The organism is Streptomyces sp. NPDC005722 (genome assembly GCF_040630935.1).
Classification (GTDB): Bacteria; Actinomycetota; Actinomycetes; order Streptomycetales; family Streptomycetaceae; genus Actinacidiphila.
Map to the genome: position 1 here is coordinate 70,431 of NZ_JBEXYN010000028.1, position 19,987 is coordinate 90,417.

18 protein-coding genes are annotated in these 19,987 nt (G+C 73.6%); 14 read left to right on the plus strand and 4 right to left on the minus strand.

Going from position 1 to position 19,987, the window contains the following annotated elements:
* Positions 1–14: 14 nt before the first annotated feature.
* Both ABZ479_RS27830 and ABZ479_RS27835 read right to left on the minus strand, forming a co-directional pair.
* Positions 15–764, minus strand: coding sequence for a hypothetical protein (locus ABZ479_RS27830; RefSeq protein WP_500464107.1), 750 nt, complete (start codon positions 762–764; stop codon positions 15–17).
* Positions 765–1,033: 269 nt separating this feature from the next.
* Positions 1,034–2,149: a cation diffusion facilitator family transporter gene (locus tag ABZ479_RS27835; protein ID WP_500464108.1), complete on the minus strand. Its 1,116-nt coding sequence runs from the start codon at positions 2,147–2,149 to the stop codon at positions 1,034–1,036.
* 61 nt (positions 2,150–2,210) lie between these two features.
* Here ABZ479_RS27835 and ABZ479_RS27840 point away from each other — a divergent pair, with 61 nt between their 5' ends.
* From ABZ479_RS27840 to ABZ479_RS27895, 12 genes are all read left to right on the plus strand, one after another.
* Positions 2,211–2,570 carry an ArsR/SmtB family transcription factor gene (locus tag ABZ479_RS27840; RefSeq protein ID WP_500464109.1) on the plus strand — a complete coding sequence of 120 codons (360 nt, stop codon included), beginning with the start codon at positions 2,211–2,213 and terminating at the stop codon, positions 2,568–2,570.
* 38 nt (positions 2,571–2,608) lie between these two features.
* Positions 2,609–2,983, plus strand: a complete 375-nt coding sequence (locus ABZ479_RS27845; RefSeq protein ID WP_500464110.1) for a hypothetical protein — start codon at positions 2,609–2,611, stop codon at positions 2,981–2,983.
* Positions 2,984–3,089: 106 nt separating this feature from the next.
* Positions 3,090–4,190, plus strand: coding sequence for a PLP-dependent cysteine synthase family protein (locus tag ABZ479_RS27850; protein WP_500464111.1), 1,101 nt, complete (start codon positions 3,090–3,092; stop codon positions 4,188–4,190).
* 149 nt (positions 4,191–4,339) lie between these two features.
* Complete coding sequence (locus ABZ479_RS27855; protein ID WP_500464112.1) at positions 4,340–5,098, plus strand: DUF6928 family protein; 759 nt, start codon at positions 4,340–4,342, stop codon at positions 5,096–5,098.
* A gap of 200 nt (positions 5,099–5,298) precedes the next feature.
* Positions 5,299–5,778 (plus strand): DUF3558 family protein, encoded by a 480-nt coding sequence (locus ABZ479_RS27860; protein ID WP_500464113.1) that lies wholly within the window; start codon positions 5,299–5,301, stop codon positions 5,776–5,778.
* A gap of 115 nt (positions 5,779–5,893) precedes the next feature.
* Positions 5,894–6,736 carry an enoyl-CoA hydratase/isomerase family protein gene (locus ABZ479_RS27865; protein ID WP_500464114.1) on the plus strand — a complete coding sequence of 281 codons (843 nt, stop codon included), beginning with the start codon at positions 5,894–5,896 and terminating at the stop codon, positions 6,734–6,736.
* 33 nt (positions 6,737–6,769) lie between these two features.
* On the plus strand, positions 6,770–7,738 hold the full coding sequence (locus ABZ479_RS27870; RefSeq protein ID WP_500464115.1) for an MIP/aquaporin family protein: 969 nt from the start codon (positions 6,770–6,772) through the stop codon (positions 7,736–7,738).
* 102 nt (positions 7,739–7,840) lie between these two features.
* Positions 7,841–8,323: a MarR family winged helix-turn-helix transcriptional regulator gene (locus tag ABZ479_RS27875; protein ID WP_500464116.1), complete on the plus strand. Its 483-nt coding sequence runs from the start codon at positions 7,841–7,843 to the stop codon at positions 8,321–8,323.
* Positions 8,320–8,766 (plus strand): winged helix DNA-binding protein, encoded by a 447-nt coding sequence (locus ABZ479_RS27880; protein WP_500464117.1) that lies wholly within the window; start codon positions 8,320–8,322, stop codon positions 8,764–8,766. The genes ABZ479_RS27875 and ABZ479_RS27880 overlap by 4 nt, the downstream gene beginning before the upstream one ends.
* Positions 8,767–9,283: 517 nt before the next feature.
* Positions 9,284–9,598, plus strand: a complete 315-nt coding sequence (locus tag ABZ479_RS27885) for a hypothetical protein (RefSeq protein WP_500464118.1) — start codon at positions 9,284–9,286, stop codon at positions 9,596–9,598.
* A 176-nt stretch (positions 9,599–9,774) separates the two neighbouring features.
* Entirely contained in the window at positions 9,775–12,564 is a 2,790-nt protein-coding gene (locus ABZ479_RS27890; protein WP_500464119.1) for an AAA family ATPase, read from the plus strand.
* 208 nt (positions 12,565–12,772) lie between these two features.
* Positions 12,773–13,846, plus strand: coding sequence for a PP2C family protein-serine/threonine phosphatase (locus ABZ479_RS27895; RefSeq protein ID WP_500464120.1), 1,074 nt, complete (start codon positions 12,773–12,775; stop codon positions 13,844–13,846).
* Positions 13,847–13,853: 7 nt separating this feature from the next.
* On the opposite strand, the gene ABZ479_RS27900 is transcribed toward ABZ479_RS27895, so the two are convergent.
* Both ABZ479_RS27900 and ABZ479_RS27905 read right to left on the minus strand, forming a co-directional pair.
* A complete protein-coding gene (locus ABZ479_RS27900) occupies positions 13,854–14,852 on the minus strand; it encodes a helix-turn-helix domain-containing protein (RefSeq protein ID WP_500464121.1) in 999 nt (332 codons plus the stop codon).
* A gap of 615 nt (positions 14,853–15,467) precedes the next feature.
* Positions 15,468–16,127 carry a hemerythrin domain-containing protein gene (locus tag ABZ479_RS27905; protein WP_500464122.1) on the minus strand — a complete coding sequence of 220 codons (660 nt, stop codon included), beginning with the start codon at positions 16,125–16,127 and terminating at the stop codon, positions 15,468–15,470.
* A gap of 1,002 nt (positions 16,128–17,129) precedes the next feature.
* Here ABZ479_RS27905 and ABZ479_RS27910 point away from each other — a divergent pair.
* Both ABZ479_RS27910 and ABZ479_RS27915 read left to right on the plus strand, forming a co-directional pair.
* Entirely contained in the window at positions 17,130–18,527 is a 1,398-nt protein-coding gene (locus tag ABZ479_RS27910) for an FAD-dependent oxidoreductase (protein ID WP_500464123.1), read from the plus strand.
* Between the two features lie 150 nt (positions 18,528–18,677).
* Positions 18,678–19,985: an MFS transporter gene (locus tag ABZ479_RS27915; RefSeq protein WP_500464124.1), complete on the plus strand. Its 1,308-nt coding sequence runs from the start codon at positions 18,678–18,680 to the stop codon at positions 19,983–19,985.
* Positions 19,986–19,987: the final 2 nt, after the last annotated feature.

Here is a 19,987-nt window from a genome sequence, read left to right on the forward strand (position 1 = left end):
GCGGCCGGCGCCGTCTAACACGGGGGGCGCCGGCCGGTGAGGGCCTGCCAGCGGTTCCGGGCGGCTTCGAGGTCCGCGAGCGCCTCGGCGAGTGCCGGGTCGCGGCGCCGGCGGTCGGCCACCAGGTCCAGGTGCCTGCGGGCGTCCCGGACGGGGCCCGTGTCCGCGCGCGCCGCCTTCAGGTCGTCCTCGGCCTTCCTGACCTTCGTGGCCAGTGCCGTGAGGAACGCCCTCTCCTTGGCCACCGCGTTCTCTATGCGGACGCTGAAGCGGCGCACGCCGTCCTCGTCCTGCTCGCCGGGCGGGTACGACTCCAGGTGCACCCCGTCCGGCCGCCTGAGGTAGAGGTGGCTGCCGATCGAGCTGTGCTCGAACCGCACGTCGAGACCGTCCAGGGGCAGCACCTTGGTCTCCGGTCCGGCAACGACCATCATGTGCTCGTGCAGGCGGACCTTGCCGAGCGTCGCGACGTATGTGCCCCTGCCCGGGCGGCGCAGCCGCGCGAGGTGCCGCTCGGCGTCGTCGACGCGACGCCGGTGGGCGCGGTCGGCCCGGGCCACCCGCGCCCGTGCCCCGGCCAGTTCGCGCCGCGCCCCGCGCCGCAGGCTGCGGACGGTCCGCCGGGCGCGGTCCAGGGTGTTCCGTTCGGTGTCATGACGGCCGCAGAGCGCGAATCTCCAGCCGCCGGGGTAGCGGTGGAGCCGCCGCCCTGCTCCAGCGAGCACGAGGACCAGGACGGTCAGGGTCATCCCCGCTGTGCCCACGTGCCCACCTCACCCAGTGACAGCCGCCGGGGTGCTCGGGCGCACGGGGCGGTGGAACGAGTCGAAGGTGTCGAATCCGGTGCATATCGGAAGATATGCCCAGTCAAGTCCCGGCGGATGCGCGCGCACTGGCGGCAGTTCCGGACCTCCCCGATGTGCCCGGTCAGGGGGCTGACGTGGTGTCCGGTGGCGGGGCGGTGCCGGTCGTGGCGGGCGGCGCGGCTCGCCGCGCCGCGGACCCTCGCGGGGACGGGGTGTCCCCCCGGGGTTCACGCGGCGTGGTGGGCCAGTTCGGCGTGAGGGTCGGCCATGCCCGGGACGGGCGCGGGGTCGGCGTGCACCAGGGCGGCGGTCAGCCGGGGCACCGCGTGCAGCAGGGCGTGTTCGGCCGCGACGGCGACCTGGTGCGCCCGGCGCACGGTGAGGTCGCCGTCGACGACCACGGCCACCTCGGCGCGCAGCCGGTGCCCGATCCAGCGCAGGCGCAGCTCGGCCACCTCCCGGACGCCTGGCACCGCGCACAGGGCGCGCTCGGCCTCGTCGACCAGCGCCGGGTCGACGGCGTCCATGACGCGACGGAAGACCTCGCGCGCGGCGTCCCGGAGCACCAGCAGGATGGCCGCGGTGATGGCGAGGCCGACGACCGGGTCGGCCGGGCGCCACCCCAGCGCCGAGCCCGCGGCGCCGAACAACACGGCCAGCGAGGTGAAGCCGTCGGTACGGGCGTGGAGGCCGTCGGCGACGAGCGCGGCCGAGCCGATCCCGCGCCCGACGCGGATGCGGTAGCGGGCCACCCATTCGTTGCCGAGGAAGCCGATCACCGCCGCGACGGCGACGGCGGGCAGGTAGGCGACGTCCCGCGGGTGCAGCAGCCGGTCAACGGCGGTCCAGGCGGCGAAACCGGCCGAGGCGGTGATGGTGAGGACGATGACGATCCCGGCGAGGTCCTCGGCGCGGCCGTAGCCGTAGGTGAAGCGCCGCGTCGCGGCCCGCCGTCCGAGGATGAAGGCGACGGCGAGCGGCAGCGCGGTGAGGGCGTCGGCGGCGTTGTGCACGGTGTCGCCGAGGAGGGCGACCGAGCCGGACAGGACGACGACCACGGCCTGGGCGATCGCGGTGACGCCGAGGACGGCGAGCGAGACCCACAGGCACCGCATGCCCTCGGTGGAGGACTCCAGGGCCCGGTCCACCTTGTCGGCGGACTCGTGGGAGTGCGGGCGCAGCAGGTGTCCCAGCCGGTGCCGCAGGCGGGCCGTGCCCGGGCGGTCGTGGGCGTGGCCCTCGACGTGACCGTGACCGTGGTTGTGGCCCTCGCCGTGCGCGTGCGCGTTCCCGTGACCGCTGCCGAGGTCGTGGTCGCGGCTGTGCGTGTGCCGGCCGTTCATGGGACCGCCTTCCGGGGGGTCGCGGTGGACACGGGCTGAGCCTTCCCCTCATTATGTGCACATGAACGCACGCATGCACCTGTCACCTGCGCATGGTGCGCATCCGCGAGAGCCGGGCGCCGGGCACTACGCCCGCGGGGCCGAGATCCTGAGCCTGCTCGCCGACCGCACCCGTCTCGCGGTGCTGCACACGCTGACCCAAGGTGAGGCGGACGTCTCCACGCTGACCGAGCGGGCCGGCGCCGCGCGCCCCGCCGTCAGCCAGCACCTGGCCAAACTCCGCCTCGCGGGCCTGGTCTCCTCCCGCAAGGAGGGCCGCCGGGTCGTCTACGAACTCGCCGACGGCCACCTGCGCAGGCTCGTCGACGAGGTGCTCAACCTCGCCGATCACCATCTGAGGGGCGAACCACCGCACGCCTGAGACCGTTCCGGGCTGCTTCATGGCGTAATGTGCGCCCTGTGCGAGGCCGCCACCGCGGAACGTGCCCGACGTTCCTCGTCGCGCTGCTGGCCGCATTCTGCTTCACCGTGGCCGGTTCGCCCGCGCACGTCCACTACGGACCCCACGCGCACGTCCATCCGGCGAACGCCGAGGAGCGGCCCCACCCCGTCGCTCCGCACCACCCGGGCGAGGACTGCTCACCCGGCACCTCGGAACTGCCCGGGTCGCGCACCGGACCGCGCGAGCACGGCACCGGCCCCGCGCAGACCGGGGCCGCCGAAAGGGCGCCGGCACGGCTGCCCGCCTCGCGCAACACGCCGGGCAGCGCCCCGGCCCCCGACGCCCGCATAGCGACGGCGGCACCGTCCGTCCTCTGCCTCTGGCGCATCTAGGAGACGCCCGCCCGGACCGGCTGACGGTCCCTCACCCCGCCCGTGCGGACACGGGCGGCGGGTGAGCCGTGCACGGCACTCTCCACGACACCAGAAGGCGGACACCATGAACGAGCCCACCACCGGCCGCGACCTCGCCTCCGCGGTCGGCAACACGCCCCTGCTGTGGATCTCCCACCCCCTCACCACCCCCGGACGCGGCTTCTGGGCGAAACTCGAGGGCGCCAACCCCGGCGGCATCGAGGACCGCTCCGCCGTTCACATGGTCGGCCGTGCCCGTGAGCGCGGCGACCTCCTCCCCGGCGGGACCGTCGTCGCCTCCACCAGCGGCGCCTTCGGCCTCGGACTGGTGCTCGCCGGACGGGTCTTCGGCCACCCCGTCACACTGGTGACCGACCCGGACCTGGAGCCGGACATGAAGCGCCTGCTGCGCTCGCGCGGCGCCCGGCTCGACATCGTCCGCGACGCCCACCCCTACCGGGGCTGGCAGGAGGCCTGCCGCAGGCGCGTGGCCGAACTGCTCGCCGCCGAACCGGGGTCGTGGTGCGCGGACCCGTACGACAACCCCGACAACGCGGACGCCTACGCGCCCCTGGCCGGGGAACTGATCGAGCAACTGGGCCGGGTGGACGTCCTGGTCACCAGCGTCGGCACCGGCGGCCACTCGGCGGGCGTCAGCCGCACGCTGCGCGCCGTCAACCCGGACCTGCACGTCATCGGGGTGGACACCGTCGGCTCGATCACCTTCGGCCAGCCCGTCAGGCCCCGGCTCGTCCGGGGCATCGGCAGCAGCATCCACTCCCGCAACGTGGCGTACGAGCAGTTCACGGAGGTGCACTGGGTCGCCCCGGCCGAAGCCGTCCACACCTGCCGCGCCCTGGCCCGCTCCCACTACGCGTCGGGGGGCTGGAGCGTCGGTGCCGTCGCCCTCGTCGCCGGCTGGGCCGCCCGCACCCACTCCTCGGGGGCACGCATCGTGGCGGTCTTCCCCGACGGCCCGCACCGTTACCTGTCCACGGTCTACGACGACGACTACTGCCGCGACCGCGGGCTGCTCGGCGCGGCCCCGGCCACGGAGCCGACGGAGATCGCGTCGCCGGGCGACGCCGAGGCCGCCCGCTGGACCCGCTGCCGCACGGTGGCGAACCCCGTGGCCTCCCTCATCGCCCCGCCGGCGCACCCCGCGGAGGCGCCCGAGGCCGTGTGACGCGGCACCGCCGTGTTCGCCGTGCTACCGGCACGGCGAACACGGCCGCCTGTCGCGCCGTGCACGTGGACGACCGCCCCGCTGTCGGTGGCGGAGGCTAGTGTGCGGACGGATGGCGGGGAACGGGGAACGTTCGTTCGGGAGGGGCTGTGGGAGCCAAGACGGGTCTGCTGGTGTACGCGGACGGTGATGTGCCGGACCTGCTGCGGCAGGCGGGGACCGCGGATTCGCGGCGCACGTCCGCGATGGTGGAGCGCCTTTGTCCGGGCCGGGTGATGGAGGAGACCGAGGGCCTGGACCTGGGCGAGGCCGTGTACCCCCCGGAGGGCACGGTCCACGCGGGCTCCTGGCCGGGAGTGGAGGTCTTCTGCGACCGGGAGTTGATGGTCGACCGCCCCTCCCTGCTCCCGGAGCACCTCGTCGCGGCCGGTGCGGGGAGGCGCGTTGTCCTGCACGCCATGCACAGCGCCGTCGACTGGTGCGCCTTCGCGGTGTGGGAGGACGGGAACCTCGTCCGCTCGCTGAGCCTGTCGCCGGACGACGGGATCATCGAGGACATCGGTGAGCCGCTGCCCTTCGAGCGTCCGTACTGGGCCGGGGAGCGGCCGGCCGACGTCGTCCCCTGGCCGGATGAGGAGGAGGAACCGTACCCGTTGCCCTTCCACCCCCTGGACTTCGGCGAGGACGCGCTGCGCGCTCTCTTCGGATTCGTCATGGAGGGCAGGCCCCGGGCCGACGACGTCGACGCGACGGGGGTCGAACTGCTCGGCTTCCTCCAGCGGGACCCGGACGGCGCCGGTGCCGCGAAGAGGCAGGAGGAGATGAGACGGGCGGTCGAGGCCATGGGGCCACCGCGCTTCTACACGCTCGGGCCCGACGGGGCGCTGGTCGAGCGCCCGGTCCCATGAGGTGAGGCGGCCCCGGGAACCGGCGCGCAGGGGGTGGCCGGGGTACGGTCCGGGCCCTGTCGCAGGGCGGTGACATTCGGTTGCCCCCCTGTGACAGGGGGCCGCAACTCGGCACGCGTGAGGTGACGTCTTCTGGGTCCGAGACACGAGGCCGGAGTGCCGCTCCGCCCCTCGCACCACCATCGGAGGACCCAACAGTGATGCGTTCACCTCTGGCAATCGTCGGCCTGGTGCTCCTCGCCGCCACAGCGACCGCCTGCGGCTCGTCGGACACCGGCGCGAAGCCGGCCTCCGGCACGTCGGCCCCCGCTTCCGCCGCGAAGGAGAAGGGAGCGGCCCCGGACGGAGGTTCGTCGGCGGACGGCAAGAAGATCGACTCCTGCACCCTGCTCAAGCCCGAGGAGGTCACGCCGGTCATCGGGGAGAACGACGGCGGTCATCCCGATTCCGGCGTGGGCGAGAGCGTCTGCAACTGGGAGAACCCCGACACCTACCACTCCGTCACCCTGAGCATCGGCTCCCCGGGCACGGCGGGTTCGGGCATCGACGGCGCCGAGTCGATGATGACCGCGTTCACCGTCGACGGCCGCCAGTGCACCCTGCAGGTCGTCACCCTCAAGCGGGACGCCGACAAGAAGTCCGAGGCGAAGCTGATCGACCTCGTCCGCACGAGAGTGTGACCCGGCGCCCGCGGGTCCCGGAGGCCCGGCTGCCGCCGGGGCCCGCGGGGCACGGCGCACCCCGGCCGGACGCGGCCGGGTTGCCGCTCGTCGGCCGGGGATTAGCGTCGGAGCCATGGACTCACCGACGCGGTTCACGTTGACCGAGCACTCGCCCACCCACTGGCGGGTGACCTTCGACAACCCGCCCGTCAACCTCGTCGACTCGACGATGACGGGGGAACTCGACGCCGTCTTCACCCGTGCGGAGCAGTCGGGTGTCGCGGTGATGGTCTTCGACAGCGCCGACCCCGAGTTCTTCATCGCGCACTACGACCTCTCCGCCAAGGAGGAGCTGGAGTACGTCCTGGCGCACCCGGAGGAGGTCCACCCCTTCACCGCGCTGCTCACCAGGCTCAGCAAGCTACCCATGGCGACCATCGCCTCCGTCAGGGGCATCGCGCGCGGCGCGGGCAGCGAGTTCCTGCTCGCCACCGACATGCGCTTCGGCAGCCGTGAGAAGGCCGTCATCGGCCAGTTCGAGATCGGCATGAGCGCCATCCCCGGGGGCGGTCCCGCCACCCGTCTGCCCGCCCTGGTCGGACGGGGCCGGACCTTCGAGATCCTCTTCGGCGGGCTCGACATGGACGGGGACCTCGCCGAAAGGTACGGCTACCTGAACCGCGCCTTCCCCGACGCCGAGCTCGACGGCTTCGTCGACGAACTGGCCTCGCGGATCTCCTCCTTCGACCTGCAGACGATCAAGGACATCAAGCACTTCGTCAACGTCGCCACCCTGCGGCCCGACGGGGAGTTCAAGGACCAGATGGACGCCTTCTGGGCCGCGGCCAACCGTCCCGCGCAGCAGCACGTCGCACGCCACCTGTTCGAGGCAGGGCTCCAGCAGCGCAGCGACCTCGAGCGCGACCTCCCGCACTGGGTCACGCGGTACCAGTACCACGCGGGCGCCGACGCGTAGACGTCCGCCGACGCCCGGTCCCTAGGGAGGCCCATGACTGTCGAGATCCCGCCCCTGGTGAGCCCCTCGCGCCTGCGGCGCCGAGGGGGACTGCTGGGCGAATGCCTCGCGGAGTTCCTGGGGATGTTCGTCCTCGTCTCCTTCGGCTGCGGCGTGGCGGCCATGGCGGTCGCGGCGCTGCCCGGTTCCGGCCGTACCGCGGGAGCCACCACGAGCTTCGTGGGCGCAGGGGACTGGGTGATGCCCGTGCTCGGCTGGGGCCTGGCCGTGACCTTCGGCGTGTACGTCGCGGGCGGCGTCAGCGGCGCCCACCTCAACCCCGCGGTCACGCTCGCCTTCGCGGTGCGCCGCCGTTTCCCGTGGGTCAAGGTCGTCCCGTACGTGGTCGCGCAGCTGGTCGGCGCCTTCGCCGCGGCGGTGCTGGTCTACGTGGTGTACCACGACGCGATCAACGCCTTCGACCGGGCGATGAAGGGCCCGAAGACGGACGGGCACACCCTCGCCAGCTTCTCGATCTTCGGCACGGTCCCGGCCCCGTACTTCCAAGGGAGCCTGTGGGGCCCGCTCGTGGACCAGATCGTCGGCGCGGCGTTCATGCTCATCTTCATCATGGCCGTCATCGACCTGCGCAACCCCGCCGTGCGGGTCTACCTGGGCCCGGTCGTCATCGGCCTGGCCGTCGCCGCGATCGGCCTGTCCTACGGCGCGAACGCGGGCTACGCCATCAACCCCGCCCGCGACTTCGGCCCGCGGCTGTTCGCCTGGGCCATGGGCTGGGGTGAACTCGCCCTGCCGGGTTCGCAGCCCGGTGCCTTCAGCGACTACTTCTGGGTCCCCATCGTGGGCCCCCTCATCGGCGGTGTCATCGGGGTCCTGGTCTACGACCTGTTCATCGGCGACGTGCTGCACATCCGCACGCGCATGGCCAAGGTCCCGGAGGTCGGCTGCACGCGACCGGTGACGACGACGCCGGAGCCGGGGACCGTCCCGCGGCGCGGCTGAGCCGGCCCGGGGGGCCCTCTTGTGATGTCCGCGTGCCTCAACGGGCGGGAGCCCTCGAGAATTTAGTAGCTATGTACATAGTAGCCATGTACCGTATGTGGCGTGAGTTCAGCAACGGAGAGCGCCACGCCGGGATTCCTGGTCTGGCGCCTGTCGATGAAGTGGCGGGTGGCCGTCGACCGGGCGGTCGCGCCGCTGGGCCTGACCCATGCCCAGTACGCGGTGATGGCCTCGCTGTACGGCATGTCGCGCTCCGGGCTGCGGCCCAGCCAGCGCCGGCTCGCCGACCACACGGGACTCGAACCGCTCTACGTCTCCAAGCTCGCCCGGGCCCTGGAGACGGCCGGGCTCGTCACCCGTACGCGGGACCCGCGTGACCCGCGCGCCATGCAGCTCTCGCTCACCGAACAGGGGCGGGACGTCACGCGACGCGCCGTCGACGTGGTCCAGGGTCTGCTGGACCGGTTGCTGGAGCCGCTCGGAGGCCAGGACGGCCCGCGCACCCGGCAGTTGATCCACGAGCTGACGACCCTGATCGACGCACCTCTTGATCCGTACACCGAGAACGACGAGGAGCAGCCATGACCACCACCGCACCCACGGCCGACGGCCGTGTCATCGCCCTGGCGCACTACGCCGCGCGCGCCCTCCTGGAGGGGGTGCTGACCCGCCACGGCGTCACGTTCCAGCAGAACGTGGCGCTCCGGGCCGTCGTGGCCGCGGGCGGGGCCACCGGCCGGGACGCACTCGTCCGCGACGTCACCGGCTCGCTGAAGACCGGCGAGTCGGTCGTGCGCGGCGTCATCGAGGAGCTGACGGACGGGAAGCTGCTGGAGGAGGATCCGTCGGAGGCGTCCCGGATACGGCTGACGGACGCCGGACGGCGGCTGTACGGAACCACCACCACGGAGACCGCGGCGATCTCCGCGCGGCTGTACGCCGGCATCCCGGCCGCGGACCTCGCCGTGGCGGGCCGCGTGCTGACCCTGGTCACGGAGCGCGCGAACGCGGAACTGGCAGGGGTCTGAGGCCCTCGTCCGGCGGGGGCGTTCCGGTCCGTCCGCGGCGGACCCGTGCCGCCGCTCCCGCCGCAAGAATCTCCCCGGGTGACACCTGACGCACCCTCAGCAGTCGACCGGGTGACGGGCCGACGGGCCCGTGCAGTGGGGAGGCGACCGCGGCGGCCCGGGGTCGGAGGACGTGATTCCGTGGTATCCAGGCCTGAGTCGAGGCGGTCGGCCGACGGGGGAGAGAGCCGTGCGGACACTGGGCAGGGCGTTGCTGGCCGGCGTGGTCCTGGCCGCCGGGGCGGTGGGCTCCACGGGCTGCACCCTCACCATCGGCGAGACGTCGGGGGCGCCCGCGGACGGTCCGTCGGTCACCGCGACCGCTTCCTCCGTGTCCTCGGCGCCCGGCGCACCGACCGCGTCGGCATCCGCGTCGGCCTCCGCCTCCGCCTCTTCGTCCCGGCCGGCATCGCCGTCCTCGCCGACCCGCGCCGTGACGCCGGTGCCCGTTCACGGACCCGGACAGAAACTGGTGGTGATGACCGTCGGCGGTGGCTTCGCGGGCGTCCACCAGCAGGTGACGGTCAGGGGTGACGGTGCCGTTCTCACCAGGGACAAGGGCGAACCCGTGCTGCGCCGGGCCGACGCTGCCCGGTTCAGGGAATTGCGGCTCCTGCTCGGCGACCCGGCGCTGGAGGACGTTCCCGACCTCACGATGAACATGGGTGCAATGGACATGTTCCAGTACACCCTGCAATTCGGCGGCCGCACGATCGTGACGGACCGCTCCAGCAAGGTGCCCGCGCTGGAACGGCTCATCAATGCCCTCAGTCACTGGCTTCCACGAAGCTGACCTGCACCGCGGCGTCTTGAATGAGGAAAATCGGCTGTCCGTACACCGGGAATACGGAAAGTGAATTCCGGTGCGGTCGTGAGGCGGAAGTCACCCTTTCCGGCCCGTGTGCGCCATCCGTGCCGTGTGAGAATGCTTGCGTCCGCGCCCCGAACCAGAGAGCCAGAAACCTTCGAATGCAATCCTCGGTGTACACGGCCGACGTCGGCGACGGCACGCCCCAGGGGCTGGTGGGCCGCGCGGCGGACGTGGACCGCATCGAGGAACTGCTCGGCTCGGTCGATTCAGGCGGTGCGCTGCTGCTGTCCGGCGATCCCGGCGTGGGCAAGTCGGCGCTGCTGGGCCACCTCTCCACCCGGGCGCTGGCAGCCGGCGCCCGGGTGCTGCGTGCGGCGGGCACGCGGTCCGAGAAGGACGTGGAGTACGCGGCGCTCAACCAGCTCCTCTTCCCGCTGTGGGAGGAGGCGGACCCGCAGGCCCTGGACCGGGCGCACCACGAGGCCCTGCGGGTGGCCCTCGGCTTCGGCGACGGGCCGCCGCCCGAGCGCTACCTCGTCTCCAACGCGGCCCTGGTACTGCTGCGTCGCGCCGCCGCGACGACGCCGGTCCTGCTGGTCGTGGACGACATGCAGGCCGTGGACCGGGCCAGTGCGGCCGTGCTGGGCTTCGTGGCCCGGCGGCTCGCGGGCAGCAGGGTCAGGTTCCTGGCCGCCGCCCGCCGGGGACACCGCGGGTGCGGCGAGGCCGGAGTGCGCACCGAGTACGAGGTCCTGCCGCTGGACGACGACGCGTCGCGGCTGCTGGCGGGCGCGTGCCATCCGGACCTCGCCGGGCCCGTCGTGGAGTGCGTCGTCACCGCCGCCGAGGGCAATCCGCTGGCCCTGGTCGAACTGCCGACGGCCCTGAGCGGGCCGCAGCGCGCCGGGGTGGAGTGCCGGCCGGCCGCGCTGCCGCTCACCCGCCGTCTGCGCGAGGTCTTCGGTTCGTGCGTGGCGGACCTGCCGGCCGCGACCCGGCGTCTGCTGCTGGTGCCCGCGCTGGAGGGGACGGGGGACCTGGCCGTCGTGCAGTGCGCGGCGCGGAGGCTCGGCGCGGGGGCCGACCTGGTCGACCTGGAGGCGGCCGAGCGCGACGGACTCGTCCTCATCGAGGAGTTGCACCACCGCCTGAGCTTCCGGCACCCGCTGTTCCGCGCCGCGGTCGTGGACGCGTCCACCTCCGCGGAGCGCCGCCGTGTGCACCGCGAACTCGCCGAGGTGCTGCACGACCTGCCCGAGCAGCGGGCGTGGCACCTGGGGGAGGCGAGTGTCGAACAGGACGAGGACGTCGCCGCGTTGCTGGAGGGCACCGCCCACCGCGTCCTGCGGCGCGGCGACGCCATCGCCGCGATACGGGCGCTCACCAAGGCCGCGCACCTGAGCCCCGGCGCCGCCGACCGGGGCCGCCGCCTGGCCGCGGCCGCCTACCTGCGCGCGGACGCCTCCGGCGAACTGACCATGGCCTCCCGCCTCCTGGAGGACGCCCGCCGCTTCGGTTCCGACGACCGCGCGTCCCTGTACTCGGCGGCGGTCGCCGTCCACCGTCTGCTCGACGGCGAGGGGGACATCGACACCGCCCACCAGATGCTCCTCGGTGCGATCGAGAACGGCGACCATCCCCACGGGACCTGCGACCCGGCCCTGGAGGAGGCCCTCTACCTGTTGCTGCTGCTGTGCTGCCTCGGCGGCCGGGAGGAGTTGTGGACGCCCCTCCACAAGATCCTGGACCGGCTCGGGCCCGACGCGCCCCGCCTGCTGGCGGTGAACGTCGCCACCCAGGGCGATCCGGCACGCACCGCGCTGCCCGCCCTGGCCGGCCTGGAGGAGCTCATCGCGGGCCTGCCGCAGGAGACCGCCCCGTCGCGGATCACGCGGATCGGCACCGCGAGCATCGCCGCCGACCGGCTCTCCGCGGTGCGCGACGCCGTCTCGCGCGTACCGTCCCAGGGGCGCAGGCAGATCGCCACCCTCCCGCTGCTGTGCACGGACGCGTTCCTCTCGGGCCGGTGGGACGACACGACCGAACTCGCCGACGAGGGGCTGCGGTTGTGCAGGGAGCACGCCTTCGAGGCCGTCTCCTGGTACTTCCTCTACTACAAGGCCGTCGTCGCGGCGGCGCGCGGCGAAGCCGGCACCGCCGAGGAGACGGCCGACTCGATGGCCGCCTGGGGGACGTCCCGTGGCGCGCACCACGTGGTGACCCTGGCCGAGCACATCCGGGTGCTCGTCGCCCAGGCGGAGGGCGACTTCGAGCGTGCCTACCGGCACGCGGTCGCCATCAGCCCGCCCGGGGAGCTGGCCCCGTACACCCCCGTTGCGCTGCTGGTGGTCGGGGACGTGGTGGAGGCGGCGGTACGCACCCAGCGCCCGGCGGAGGCCACCGCCCACGCGGCCGCCGCCCGGCACGCGGGGATCGCCGCGCTCTCCCCGCGCAGGGCCCTGCACGTCGACGCGTCCGCCGCGATGGCCGCCGAGGCGGACGAGGAGGCGATCGAGCTGTTCGAACGGGCCCTGTCGCACCCCGGCGTGCAGCAGTGGCCCTTCGACCTGGCACGCGTGACCCTCGCCTACGGGGAGCGGCTGCGCAAGGCACGTTCGACCACCGACGCCAGGGCGTCGCTGGGTGCGGCGCTCGCGGCCTTCGAGCAACTCGGCGCCCACCCGTGGGCGGAGCGGGCGAAGCGCAGCCTGCAGGCGACCGGCTGGATGGTCAAGCGCGCCGACGGCCCCGAGTCGGTCGGCCTCACCCCGCAGGAGCTCGAGATCGCCCACCTCGCGGCCTCCGGTCTGACCAACAAGCAGATCGCCGAGCGGCTCTACCTCTCGCCCCGGACCGTGGGCGGCCACCTGGGCCGGGTCTTCCCCAAGCTCGGCATCACCTCGCGCGCGGCGCTCCGCGACGCCCTGACGGGCCTGGCCAAGCGCTAGGCGCCGCCGGCGGACCACCCCCGAGGCGCGGTGCGCGGCCACTGCACGGGTGGGCAAGGGACGGTGCACAACGGGGCAAGGTGCCCGGAGCGAGTCCTCCTACGGTCGGAGGTGTCCCTCACAAGTGGGACGCCACCGCGCGGGTCCGGGACCCTCGTGGATCCGCCGGATCCCGGCCCCGCGCACGGACCTCGAGGAAGTGACGCCGATGCCGGACATCGAACAGTTCGAGGAGGATTCGGACGACGGACGACCGATGCGCAACCTGGCCGTCGTGGGGGGCGTGGTGTGGATCCTCGCGCTGTGCGCGGTCTGCGTGACGCTGCCGCTGTACTCGCATCCGAGTCTCGCCTGCGGACTCGCCCCCCTGGTCACGGCGGGGGTGGTGGCGATGGTGATGGGCCGTGTGAAGGACCGCCACCGCCACGGGGCGGCGCGGGCGCGTGCCGTGGCGGAGACCGTGCGCCGCACCCTGCTGCGGCCGCTCCCCGAGCGCATCGGCGCACTGGGGCTCGCCTCCGTCTACCGGGCCTGCGGGGGACGGGGACAGGTCGGCGGGGACCTCTACGCCGTTTCACGGAACGGCCGGACGACGCGTCTGATCATCGGCGACGTGTGCGGCAAGGGGCTGCCGACCTTCGAGGACGTCGCCGCCGTACTCGGGGCGTTCCGCGAATGGGCGCCGCGCGCCGCAAACCTGACGGAGCTGTCGGCGCGCCTGGAGGAGAGCTTCCTGCGCCACCTCGCCGAGAGCGAGGACGGCGCCCGCGACACCGACGAACGCTTCGTGACCGCGCTGCTGCTGGAGGTCCGCGACGGCGAGCGGCTCGCCCGCCTGGTCAACCACGGGCATCCGCCGCCGGTACGGGCCCGTGGGGGCAACGTCGCCCTGGTGGCGGGCTGTCCCTCGCCCCCGCTCGGACTGCGCGCCCTGCGGGAGTGCGGCACCGTCGAGGAGTGCTTCGAACTGGCCGCGGGCGACACCCTGTTGCTCTACACCGACGGGCTCGTCGAGGCCCGCGACGCCGCCGGGCACTGCTACCCGCTGCTGGACCGCGCGACCGCGTGGCGGTGGGTGCGGCACGGCCTGGCCCACCACGATCGCCTGCCGGACGCGCTCGGGGAGATCCTCCGGGACCTCGTCGAGCACGCCGGCGCGCTTCCGGCCGACGACCTCGCGATGGTCGCGCTGACCCGGGTGGAGGAGCCGGCCGCGGCCGCGCTGCCCCGGCCCGCCGGTGAGGCCCGGCGTGAGGACACGGGGCAGCTGACGCAGGATTGATGACCTGTCAGGTCTGCCGGGGGACGTGGGCGGTGGCCTGCAGGGGCGTGGCCTGCAGGCCACCGGCCTGCCGCCACTCCGCGGGGGAGAGGCCGTAGACCGCCCGGAAGGTGCGGCTGAAGTGGGCGTGGCTGGCGAAGCCCCAGCGGTGCGCGATCGCCGCCACGGTCCGCCCGGCGAACTCCGGCCGGTCGAGGTCCCTGCGGCAGGCCTCCAGCCGGAGGCGCCGGATCCACCGGCCGACGGTCAGGGGCTCGTCCTGGAAGAGCTGGTACAGGTAGCGGACGGAGATGTGGTGCGCGGCCGCCACCGACGCCGGGGAGAGGGTGGGGTCGTCCAGGTGGGCGCGGATGTACGCGCGGACGTGCTGGAGCAGGGCCCGCTCCGCGGCGGACTGCTCCCCGGTGGTCCCCTCCAGCGCGACCAGGGCGGTCAGCACGTCGACGATGCCCTGACGCAGGAAGCGGCTCGCGTCCTGCGCGCAGATGCAGTGTTCCGTCGTGGTCACCAGCCCGTCGACGTAGGAGGCGAGGACCCCGCCGATCCCGTGGCCGGGGGAATAGGCCCGGCCGGTGGCCAGGCGCAGGAGGGAGTCGGGCAGGTCCAGCATCTGCCGCGGGACCGTGGCCAGGTGCTGCCGGACCGGGCCGGTGAAGTCCAGGACGTAGGGCCGCCGGCTGTCGAGGATGACGAGTTCGCCGGCGGACAGCAGCGTCTCCCGGCCGTCCTGGACCGCGACGCTGCCGCCGCTGTGCTGCAGGCTCACCATGAGCGAGCCGTCGCCGTCGGCGGCGATGAGCGGCGCGGTGCGCGCCATCTGCTGGCGGCTCGCCTCGAGGAAGCCGGCCTGGACGCCGGCGAGGCAGGTCCGGCGTATCGCCCCGTGGAGCCCTGACGTCTCCGCGGTGCGGATGTCCAGCCGGGTGAACGCCCGCTGGACGGCGTCCCTCCAGTACTCGGCGCGCTCGGCGGGCGGTTGGATGTCTGTGCAGAATGCTTCGATCACGATGTCCTCGCGAACTGTGCGGAGTTGCCCGGTTCCCCGGGGCCCGGCGGCGCTTCCGCATCAGGCGCGGTCCGCACGGGGAACCCCATCGCGGCCACGGTAGGCCGGGCAGCGGCCGTCGACGGCCCTGACGGCCGGGAATACGGGACACCCGCAGACATTGCGGGGGACACCCGCAAACACGAAACGGCGTGATTGATACATTCTTCACATTTGTTGGTCAATACATACAAGACGGGATGAACAGGGTGCCGTGCCGCGCCGCCGTGCGCGGACCGGTGGTCGTGCCACCTCGGCCGGGTCGGACCCCCCACCCGAAAAGGGTTGCGCCGACGTCCCCTTGCCGGGGCGCGGCCGTGCGGGCTCCGGGCGCCGGGCCCGGCCGGCGGGTGGGGAAGTCGAACGCGTGCGGCTGCCCGGGACGTGCAGGAAGCCCGCAGGCGGCCGCACGCCTCTTCGGGAACTCCGCAGGCCCGCGTGCCCCGTGGGCGGAAGGCCCGGTGAACCCGGGGGCCCGCCGGCCCGCCGGGCGGTGCGGCCGGGTGCCGGTCCCGGGCTCCCGCTCCCTACGGCGAGGACGCGGCCGCGCCCGGGCCCGCGTGCCGGCCGGACGCCTCAGGAGCCGATGCGGGGCGGCCTGACCGTTCCGTGGACCTGCCGGGCGTGGGACGCGTACCGGCGGCGCCCGAGGATGGGGACGATGACCCGGACCGGCAGCGGGGCCGTCGCCAGGACCGCCTTGACGACCTCGGGGTCACCCTCGTACATGGCCATCCCGAAGGCGAGGGGCAGGTCCTTCTTCGGCGTGTTCTGCATGCCGTGCTCGCCCAGCTGGTGCCACTCCGCCGCGGTGACGTGCTTCGCGGCCAGCGGCAGGATCTCCTTCTCCTCCAGCGCCATGTGCTGGATGAGCACCGTCAGCAGCCGCTCGAACGCCTCGGCGAGCTGCTCGCCGCCCTGGGCGGTCGGGACCCAGCCCCTGAGCAGTCCGGTGACCTCGGCGTGCAGTTCCTCGATGGCGTGGTGCTGCTGCTCCATCATCGGCACGATGGCCTCCGCGTCGAGGCCCGCCCGCTCGACCAGCTTGGGCCAGAGCAGCTCGTCCTCGCCCTCGTGGTGCGTGTGCAGGATCCGGCACACCAGCTCCGCGTGCGCGCCGACGACCTCGGCGCGCCGGGTGTCGCCGGGCGTGACGGACCGGATGAGCTCGGGAAGCAGTCTGAACTCCCGGCGCATCGCGGTGTGAGCCATGTACATGTCACGCGTATCGGCCATGGGTTCATCGACGAGTGGAGCCATTGTCTCTTCCTTGTATGGCCGCCCGGCATCCCCCCGCGATGCCAGGCGGCCCGTATCGGGCAGGCCCCGCGCACCCGCCGGCGGCCCTCGGTGTGCGGACCGCCTTCGGTGGCACGGGCGGGGTGCCGCCGGGTGACACGGAGTGCGCAGGGTGATCAGGACGGAGGAAAGCGCAGATCAGTGCGGCTTCCGGCGGCCCAGGCCACTCTCTCAGTCGCTCCCCGGCGGCCGCATGCGTCAAATGCCCCTGGTCGCGGACGGCCGCATGGGTCGTCTGACGCTGCCACCGTGGCGGGCGCGGGCCGTCCCCTCCTCGGCGCGGTGGCGCGGCGCCGTTCGTGGTGACCTTCGGCACGTGACCAGGTGGTTCCCGGCGGAGCGCGGCGGACCTCGTCGGCCTCCGTGGCGTCGGGGGGCGCAGCCCACGACTTCGCCGGCGGGTGCGGGCCGGCCCGGCTCCTCCTCCGTGGCGGCGCCGGGTGTGCGGCATAGCAGACGCCGGCGGTGTGCCGCCGCGTCGAGAGGGGGTGTGTCGCACCCCCTCAACGCGGCGGGAGAGCCGACGGGTTGGGCCTATGCTTGCCGCGTCAAGTAAATCCCTCCTGTGCTCCGTCGCGCGTCGGTCGCGTCCGGGCGCGGCGACCCCCGTGCGTGCCGGGGTGGGAAGGAGAGCTCGAACCATGTCGACCGACGCCGTCCCTCCCCACGCCGCGAGGGCGTTACCGACCGGCCCCGTTGCGGTCCTGCCCGCGGACACCCGGGAGTACGGCGAGGAGTCCTACCGGCGTACCGGGCCGGGACGGCGGAGACCGGCGAACGCCTCGGGGGCCGCATCCTCCCCGAACGGCGCCGGCCCCGCCCGGCCGCGGTAGCCGATCCGCACCAATGCTCTTGCACACCGCAGTGGCCGAGCCTGTGGCCGGCCACGGAGAGAAGCCCGGGGATGGCGCACGTCGCCATCGGGGGCAAGGAGAACTTGTGGCTGTCTCACCCATCAGCGTGTTCGACACGATCGTCCGTACGGACCTGCCCGAGCGACCCCCCGTGCTGTTCGACACGGTGTGCGTGCTCGGTGGCAGCGTCGCCGGACTGCTGGCCGCCCGCGTCCTCGCGGACCACGCCCGGACCGTCGTGATCGTCGAGCGCGACACGACGAACGTGGACGGGCGCTCCCGCGCCGGCGTCGCCCACGACGCCCAGGTGCACGGCCTGCAGCCCGGCGGGCTCGCGCAGGTGGAGCGCTGGCTGCCGGGCTTCACGCAGGAGGCGCGGGACTTGGGCGGCGTCCTCCTCCGGCCCGACCGCACGACCATGTACGTCGACGGCCAGGAGCAACTGCGCGTCGGCGACACCGAGTTCCTCTTCTGCACCCGCCCGTTCCTGGAGTCGCGCATCCGCAGCCGGGTCCTGGCCCTGCCCAACGTGGAGACCCTGACGGCGCAGGCGACGGGCCTCGAGTTCGACGACGACGGCGGGGTGACCGGCGTGCGCCACACCGTCGACGGCGTCGCCGGCACGCTGCCCGCCGAGTTCGTGGTGGACGCGATGGGGCGGTCCAGCAAGGCGCCGGAATGGGTCGAGCGGGCGGGCTTCGACAAGCCCCCGCTGCAGCGCATGCAGACCGGCGTCCACTACGCGACCGCGCTCTTCGAGCGGACCGGCCGGCACGCGGAGGAGCCCTTCTTCACGGGCGCGCGCTTCACCCTGCCGCCCGGGCCCGACGGCCTGGCCGTCGCGCTGGTCAAGCCCGTCGAGGGCGGCCAGTGGCTCGTGGGGCTGACGACCCACGCGGACGGCCGCGCTCCCCGGACGATAGAGGAGTTCCGCGCGCTGTGCCAGAAACTGCCGTACCCGTTCGGAGAGGTGACCGGCGGTGCCGTCACCCGGGCCGTCCTGAACTTCCACCAGTCGGACAGCCGGCGCCGTGACTTCACGGGCCTGTCGCGCTACCCGTCCCGTCTGGTGAGCGTCGGCGACTCGGTGGCGTCCCTGAACGCCACCTACGCCCAGGGCATGACGTCCGCCGCCTTCCACGCCTCCTGCCTGTCCGAGTACCTGGGCGGGCCGGTCGACCTCGCCGCGCCTGCCACCGGGTTCTTCGCCCTGCAGGAAGTGGCGGTCGACGCCGTGTGGGCCGTGTCGGCCGGCTCGGACGCCGCCCTGCGTGACGCGATCGAGGGGGCCGAGGTGCCCGAGGAGGTGCAGAAGCAGCGCTGGGGCATGATGCAGCTCGCGCAGGCCTCGCTGACGGACGCCACCATCGCGGAGGCGGCCGGCGCCGTCTTCTACGGCCTGGCCCACCCGATGTCCCTGGGCGACCCCGCTCTCCTGGAGCGGGCGCTCGCCGTGAACGGTCAGGGGCCCGCCGGCTCCTGAGCACGGCTGCGGCACGGCCGCGGCGCAGGGTCGCCGCGGCGCCGCCCGTCACAGGGCATACCCGGGGAAGGAAACGCCTCCCGACGTTGTTGGACAGGTCTGTGCAGCGAGATTGAACAGACCTGTCTACTCGATCGAGGGGACGGCGGTATGTCCGAGCAATGCACCGCGCAGGACCGCGACACCGTCCGGGCCCTTCGGGCCGGTGGCCGTCCCGGCGGCCCGGGGGCGGCCCCCGCCGTACCGGCGCCGAGGAGCTCCCGCAAGGGGGTGCTGCCGCCGCGGGCGGCGTTCTACCTGCTCGCCTCGATCGTGGTGTCGTTCCTCGCGGGCTCCAGCGCCCCCACCCCGCTGTACGCCGTGTACCAGGCGGAGTGGGGGTTCGGCCCCGTGACGACGACCCTGGTGTTCGGGGTGTACGCGATCGCCGTCCTGGTCTCGCTGCTCACCCTGGGCCGGTTGTCCGACCACCTCGGACGCCGGCCCGTCCTGCTGGCGGCCCTCACCGCGCAGGCGGCGGCGATGGTCGTGTTCGCCACCGCCCACGGCGTGCCGGAACTCATGGTCGGCCGGGTCGTCCAGGGACTCTCGACAGGGGCCGCGCTGGGCGCGATCGGTGCCGGGATGATGGACATCGACCGCCGCCGCGGGACCGTCGCCAACTCCCTCGCCCCGGGTCTCGGCACCGCCACCGGCTCGCTGGTGTCGGCCTTCCTCGTCCAGTACCTGCCCGCGCCGACGCACCTGGTGTACCTGGCCCTCCTCGTCGTGATGGCCGTGCAGGCAATCGGCGTCGTCCTGATGCGCGAGACCCTCACGCCCGGTCCGGGCGCCCTGGCCACGCTGGTCCCGGACGTCAGGCTCCCCAGGACGGTGCGGCGCGCGGTCCTCAACGCCGCCCCGGTCCTCTTCGCGGTCTGGGCCCTCACGGGCTTCTACGCCTCCCTGGGCCCGTCGCTCGTACGGACCCTCACCCACTCCACGTCGGCCGTGTACGGCGGGCTGGCCCTGTTCGTCCTGGCCGGAGTGGCCGCCGCCGCGACCCTCGTACTGCGTGCGGCACCCGCGCGCGGCGTCATGTTCACCGGCATCGGCGCCCTCGTCGCAGGTGTCGCCCTGACCCTGGTCTCCGTGCAGAACGGCTCGTCCGCCCTGTTCTTCGCGGGCTCCGCCCTCGCCGGGATCGGCTTCGGCGGCGGCTTCCAGGGCGGCATCCGCACGGTCATGCCGCTGACCGCCGCCCACGAGCGTTCCGGGGTGCTGTCGCTGCTGTACGTCGTGTCCTACCTGGGCATGGGCGTCCCGTCGGTGATCGCGGGCTACCTCGTCGTCCACGCCGGGGGCCTGCTGGCCACCGCCCGGGAGTACGGCGCGGCCGTCATCGTCCTGGCCCTGCTGGCCCTGACCGGACTGCTCACCGAACGGCGCGGCAGCCGGCCACGAACCGGCATTGCCTAAGG

Excerpts from the sequence above, each read along its gene's own strand:
- ABZ479_RS27835 (WP_500464108.1), bottom strand. The coding sequence starts at position 2,149 with ATGAACGGCCGGCACACGCACAGCCGCGACCACGACCTCGGCAGCGGT.
- ABZ479_RS27840 (WP_500464109.1), top strand. The coding sequence starts at position 2,211 with ATGAACGCACGCATGCACCTGTCACCTGCGCATGGTGCGCATCCGCGA.
- ABZ479_RS27850 (WP_500464111.1), top strand. The coding sequence starts at position 3,090 with ATGAACGAGCCCACCACCGGCCGCGACCTCGCCTCCGCGGTCGGCAAC.
- ABZ479_RS27860 (WP_500464113.1), top strand. The coding sequence starts at position 5,299 with ATGCGTTCACCTCTGGCAATCGTCGGCCTGGTGCTCCTCGCCGCCACA.
- ABZ479_RS27865 (WP_500464114.1), top strand. The coding sequence starts at position 5,894 with ATGGACTCACCGACGCGGTTCACGTTGACCGAGCACTCGCCCACCCAC.
- ABZ479_RS27870 (WP_500464115.1), top strand. The coding sequence starts at position 6,770 with ATGACTGTCGAGATCCCGCCCCTGGTGAGCCCCTCGCGCCTGCGGCGC.
- ABZ479_RS27880 (WP_500464117.1), top strand. The coding sequence starts at position 8,320 with ATGACCACCACCGCACCCACGGCCGACGGCCGTGTCATCGCCCTGGCG.
- ABZ479_RS27885 (WP_500464118.1), top strand. The coding sequence starts at position 9,284 with ATGACCGTCGGCGGTGGCTTCGCGGGCGTCCACCAGCAGGTGACGGTC.
- ABZ479_RS27890 (WP_500464119.1), top strand. The coding sequence starts at position 9,775 with ATGCAATCCTCGGTGTACACGGCCGACGTCGGCGACGGCACGCCCCAG.
- ABZ479_RS27895 (WP_500464120.1), top strand. The coding sequence starts at position 12,773 with ATGCCGGACATCGAACAGTTCGAGGAGGATTCGGACGACGGACGACCG.
- ABZ479_RS27905 (WP_500464122.1), bottom strand. The coding sequence starts at position 16,127 with ATGGCCGATACGCGTGACATGTACATGGCTCACACCGCGATGCGCCGG.
- ABZ479_RS27915 (WP_500464124.1), top strand. The coding sequence starts at position 18,678 with ATGTCCGAGCAATGCACCGCGCAGGACCGCGACACCGTCCGGGCCCTT.